Source organism: Acinetobacter sp. YH12100 (assembly GCF_013419135.1).
Taxonomy (GTDB): domain Bacteria; phylum Pseudomonadota; class Gammaproteobacteria; order Pseudomonadales; family Moraxellaceae; genus Acinetobacter; species Acinetobacter pseudolwoffii.
Map to the genome: position 1 here is coordinate 1 of NZ_VPAQ01000040.1, position 4,802 is coordinate 4,802.

7 protein-coding genes are annotated in these 4,802 nt (G+C 36.8%); 1 reads left to right on the forward strand and 6 read right to left on the reverse strand.

The features are described from left to right. A partial coding sequence (locus FTU40_RS14850; protein WP_180041323.1) for a relaxase/mobilization nuclease domain-containing protein occupies positions 1-466 on the reverse strand: 466 nt, incomplete at its 3' end. After that, positions 456-788 carry a plasmid mobilization relaxosome protein MobC gene (gene mobC / locus FTU40_RS14855; RefSeq protein ID WP_057050336.1) on the reverse strand — a complete coding sequence of 111 codons (333 nt, stop codon included), beginning with the start codon at positions 786-788 and terminating at the stop codon, positions 456-458. The genes FTU40_RS14850 and mobC, both read right to left, overlap by 11 nt. A 349-nt stretch (positions 789-1,137) precedes the next feature. Here mobC and FTU40_RS14860 point away from each other — a divergent pair, with 349 nt between their 5' ends. Then, positions 1,138-1,665, forward strand: a complete 528-nt coding sequence (locus FTU40_RS14860) for a DUF4468 domain-containing protein (protein WP_180041325.1) — start codon at positions 1,138-1,140, stop codon at positions 1,663-1,665. A 59-nt stretch (positions 1,666-1,724) separates the two neighbouring features. On the opposite strand, the gene FTU40_RS14865 is transcribed toward FTU40_RS14860, so the two are convergent. From FTU40_RS14865 to FTU40_RS14880, 4 genes are all read right to left on the reverse strand, one after another. Further along, positions 1,725-2,606, reverse strand: a complete 882-nt coding sequence (locus FTU40_RS14865) for a replication initiation protein (RefSeq protein ID WP_180041327.1) — start codon at positions 2,604-2,606, stop codon at positions 1,725-1,727. Between the two features lie 234 nt (positions 2,607-2,840). After that, positions 2,841-3,128, reverse strand: a complete 288-nt coding sequence (locus FTU40_RS14870) for a type II toxin-antitoxin system RelE/ParE family toxin (protein WP_003115798.1) — start codon at positions 3,126-3,128, stop codon at positions 2,841-2,843. Continuing rightward, positions 3,125-3,439 (reverse strand): type II toxin-antitoxin system Phd/YefM family antitoxin, encoded by a 315-nt coding sequence (locus FTU40_RS14875; protein WP_128202847.1) that lies wholly within the window; start codon positions 3,437-3,439, stop codon positions 3,125-3,127. Before FTU40_RS14875 ends, FTU40_RS14870 begins: the two co-directional genes overlap by 4 nt. A 76-nt stretch (positions 3,440-3,515) precedes the next feature. Then, a partial coding sequence (locus FTU40_RS14880; protein WP_180041329.1) for a mobilization protein A occupies positions 3,516-4,802 on the reverse strand: 1,287 nt, incomplete at its 5' end.

Genomic DNA, 4,802 nt, shown 5'->3' on the forward strand with positions numbered 1-4,802 from the left:
GAGCTTTCTCTGGTGCATGAGGGTCTGTTAAACCATGCTCAAAATTGATGACTTGTTTCCAGTTTTCTACAAGTGGGCGGTCAGCTTGATCAAAATAAGGCTGTAATCTTTTTCCTGTACTTAATTCCACATTTGGAATTACGAAATTAAGCTCTAAACGTCCTTTATCAGTATGTTCTATCCAAGTAATGTCATATTGATCTCTTTCTAATCCTGCAAGCAATGTAGCTTCAAAGCTCTGCATGATTTCTTCTTTTTGGTGTGCCTCAATCTCTAATTCTTCAAATGAAAGCACCCCAACTGTATAGCGATTTTGAAAATCCAAATTATCTGCCAATCGTTGAGTTAATTCGGGATCTCCACTAAGTAAAACGGCACCTGGTCTATCTCGATCTTTGCCAAGTAGATAGTCAATTGTTGCACCTGCACTACCGCCCCCTTTATTTCCCAAGAATTTAACGATCATAGTCAGCCAAGATTCCTTGTAGTTGTTCTCGAATTATTGCCAACTCTGCAAAAGCTCTAATTTTTTCTATATCGGATTCAACAGTATTTACTTGTCTTGCAATCTGATTGAGATTACCTCCAATACGTCCTAATGCCGCTAAGAGCTGAGGATCTGCCGCTTTGTAATTTCTTTTTTTATTAGGTTTCTCATCAAGGCAAGTATTTCTAATCCAAGTCGCAAGTTCTCCTCCAGTCATTCGTTCAAGTAGGGCTTGATGTTCAGCTTCGGTCAAACGGACTTTGATCTCTTTTTGTCTTTTGATGATTTCTTTCTTCGTCATGACTCAATCAGCTTCAGGGATAGGGTCGGCTTTTTTTGTGAGGACAAATTGCCAAGTTAAGGCAATTTACCGCAACAGAAAAAGCCGAAAAGAGGGTCAAGGGATTCTTCCCTTGCAAGGCACAAAAGGTAACTCTATCGAAAACTTTAGTTTTTGTATAGAGTACCCTTTGTGTGTCCTTGCCCATTATATATAAAAATCATTGAAAGTGTATTTACAAGGATTTTTGGTTAACAAATAAAATTGTCTATGGAATTTCTGTATAACTGTTTGATAAATAAACCTATGATCAACTTTATTAATAGTGTCTAATTCATATTTTAAAATAACTTTAGGTAAGATCCAGTTTATGAAAAAGATTATATTGAGTGCATTAATCGGTTTGTCTGTAATATCAATACAAGGCTGTATGACGCCAATGACTGTAACGAGTCAACCAATGGAAAATATTTCTAAAGTAATTGAAGTAAACGGTAAAAAGCAGAATCAAATTTTTAATGAATCTAAAATGTGGATTGCTGAATCATTTAAGTCTGCAAATAATGTTATCCAATATCAAGACGAAGGAACTGGATCTATTATTGGTAAGGGAAATATGAAATATCCATGTGTAGGACTTATAGATTGTGGAGCATTTGGTAATGATAATATTAACTTTACAATTAGAATTGACTCTAAAGACAATAAAGCAAGAATAGCCGTATCAGACGTAACTAGAACATCATTAACCTATGTTAAAGGCGCAGTAAATAACATCGGACAAGAGGGGCCTATTACAATAGTTGAACATCAACAAAGAATTGCAGTTAAATTAAAAGAAATAATTAACCAGTATGAACAAAAGATCACATCAACATCCTCATCAAATAATTGGTAAAAAGGACTAAACAGGCTGATATCTGATTTAGGCTTGTTTAGTCTCAAAAAAAAGAGAGCTTATAAGCTCTCTTTTTTTCTTCTAAAGTAAGTTGCTCTACTAATACCTAGTTCTTTCCAAGGTTCACCTAAAGATGGTCTGCCACCTGATTTAGACTTTTTGCCCCCCAATGCACCTTTACGGCTTTGACGATCTATAAACTCTTGGTAGCAATAAGCATCTTTCTTCCAACAGTATTCAGCAATACTTTTTGCAGTAGCTTTGATTTCTGAATAGGGTAATGCCTCTAAAAACGCTTCATTTACGCTTAAACACTGCTTAGTGACTTCTTCTAGCCAAGTGTTATAGATTCCACCTCTATGCGCTCTAATCGCTTTATATGCCCATTTACGCACGGTATCGAACAGTGTGCAGTTTCGTCCAAGTCCTGAAACTTCCTGTTTTTTGCTTAATTTCTTAGGTAATTCTACAAAATCGGCTAAATAATCGAGCGTATAGGCTTGTTCACTCCAAAAAGTGACACGCCAATCTTTATGAAATGGATTCTTCGTAATGAGATGACTGTAGCCAACGTCTGCTCCAAGTTTATTGGCAAGTCCAGCTTGTATCTTAGCTGCATAGCTAATAGCTTTTTGACTGGCTAATTCACTGGTACACAGTGGAATTTCTAATTTATAGCAAATATGAGCATGACCATTTTTTAAGGTCTGCGCTGTCCAATAGGGCATTGGTAAATTTTCATCATGCCATGCCATGACAGCATCTGAACGATCTATATCAAAAAAGAAGTAATGAAGCATACAAGGCTGATTACCCTGTATGTATTGCATGTTGATTGCCGTTTTTTTCGGTCTTATTTGTAAGCCATACAATAAATCATCTGCACAGTATGGTTTATGAGCAAGATTTTCAAAAAAATCGCTTAATTGAGCGTTATTCACCTTTTGCAACGTCCTTTATGTTGCAAATGCTCAAAACATCAGTAAAATACAAGTATCGAATTTGCGTTTACTGATGCTTTAAGTATTTGTTAAACAATGAGAAAAAAGTAGGTTTGCCGACCTGCTTTTTTTTCGCCTGAAAGAAAATCTAACACAACTTTAATAGTTTTAAAAGTTATTGATTTTCTTAATTTTATAGCCGTTTTTTTTGCCAATATACGGCATATAATCTAATTAAATATTTCTCGAAGTATGCAAGATTCTTAAAATAAAAACTCGCTTGGCTTCCTCATCAATCTGAATAATTGCCCGATAAGGACTATCAGAAATAAGCATTTCTCTTGTTCCTAAACTTCCCTTCTTTTTGGTTCGATTTGGTGAGAAATACAGGGTTTCTAGCTGTTCAGTAATTTTTAAATACATCCCTTCTGCTAGTTTTTCGCCCCATGTCTCTATGCCATACGCCAAAATTTCAATTAAATCCTGTTCTGCTTGTGGCAAGTAAGAAACTTCATAGGTCATCTTTTACGGCTCGCTACCAAGTCTCGTGCCTTTTGCATTGCAGTCGCATGTACTGACTTCATTTCTTTCGTTTCAGATGGATGCGCTTTCAAAGCATTTAACGCTTCTGTGATTTTCTCTTTTTCCCAATCTTCATAATCATCATCTTGGACATCAAAAAGGCTTTCTAAGTGGGTGCCTTTCACGTCTTTTAATGACAAGAAAACACCAACAGGGCGCTTATTCTTTGTGACTAATACAGGCTCTCGCTGCATCGTATCTAATAACTCACCAAAGCGTGATTTTGCATCTTTCGCTGTAATAACTTGCATGTTCAAACCTCATAAAAGTAGGCGTTTTGTCTATTTTAGACTTTTTATGCAAGAAATCTAGCATGATTTATTAAATTTAACGCCCAAATCCTCTACTTACGCTCCTTTCAATCTGTTTCTCTTTCATTTGCTGGCTAATTTGCTGTTCACTTCTCTTAATTTGCTGTTCAGATTGTTTAATTGCTGATTTTGACTGGCTAATTCCTCGTTCTGACTTCTCAATACTTGATTCTGAATGTTCAAGGTTTCGATCTGTTCGCTCTGACTTTGATTTATAGCGTTTAGCTCTTTCAATTGCTTCTCTAACACGTTCAATAAGTCTTTGTAGCGATTCATAAAGTCGTTTGGCATTGTCTTGTTCCGCTTGATTAGGATTACGCTGTTTTACGTCCTGCTTTGCTTCTTTTGAGGTGGCTAAGTTTTCAAATAAACTTCCGCTATCCTTCAAAAGCTCCTTTCCATCATTTGACTGGTTAAATGGATTTTCAAAAGGAGTTTTAAAGTTAGATTCTATTTTTCCAATTTCAGTACCATTTGACTGGATGTGGTCTCGTAAGCGTCCGCTTTTTTGCTGTTCTTCGCCATGATGTATAAAGTTTTCTTGTCTTCGCTCTCTTGTAGTCTCACCCTCCGCAAAATCTGTTTCTCTAGCGGTGTCTGCTCTACTTTCAGATTGATTTCGGCTAATTCCTGCTGCTTGTTCTGAATTTGCTTCGCTAACCACCAATTTACGCCAAGAAAGATCAGAAACACTGTAATCAACACGCCCAATATTGCTCCCGTGAGAATATTCAAACGCAAAGCGTTTCTGATTTTCGGCTGATGATCTTGGATGGTTTGAAGGTTTGACCTTAAAATTTTCTCTGTTTCCTTGCTGCTTGCTCTCAGTAAGGCGTTGTAACTTTCCAAGTGCTGTTTCGTAACGCTCTCGGCTTGTTCTTTGATAATCCTGTCCTGCTCGGCTGTGTTCTTCTGCAAATTGCTTATCAAATTGTCGATTTTCATAAATTACGCCTTCTAAACGAATATTCCGCTTGCCGTCAGGATTCTTAATACTGATTGATCTATCTGTTTCTCTAGCAATCTCAAAGCCTGCACCCTTCAGAGTTTCAACTACATCTTGCCTATTTTGGATATTGCCATTACTAATTTGTTCAGCAATTGCTGTCCCGATTTGCTCTTTAATTTCTTTGACGCTTGAAGGTAGGTTTTGGCTATTCAAAGTTTTAATTGCTTGAGCTTTCTCTGGTGCATGAGGGTCTGTTAAACCATGCTCAAAATTGATGACTTGTTTCCAGTTTTCTACAAGTGGGCGGTCAGCTTGATCAAAATAAGGCTGTAATCTTTTTCCTGTACTTAATTC

Bases quoted from the DNA above. Each gene is read 5' to 3' on its own strand.
- mobC (WP_057050336.1), bottom strand. From the start codon at position 788: ATGACGAAGAAAGAAATCATCAAAAGACAAAAAGAGATCAAAGTCCGT.
- FTU40_RS14860 (WP_180041325.1), top strand. From the start codon at position 1,138: ATGAAAAAGATTATATTGAGTGCATTAATCGGTTTGTCTGTAATATCA.
- FTU40_RS14870 (WP_003115798.1), bottom strand. From the start codon at position 3,128: ATGACCTATGAAGTTTCTTACTTGCCACAAGCAGAACAGGATTTAATT.
- FTU40_RS14875 (WP_128202847.1), bottom strand. From the start codon at position 3,439: ATGCAAGTTATTACAGCGAAAGATGCAAAATCACGCTTTGGTGAGTTA.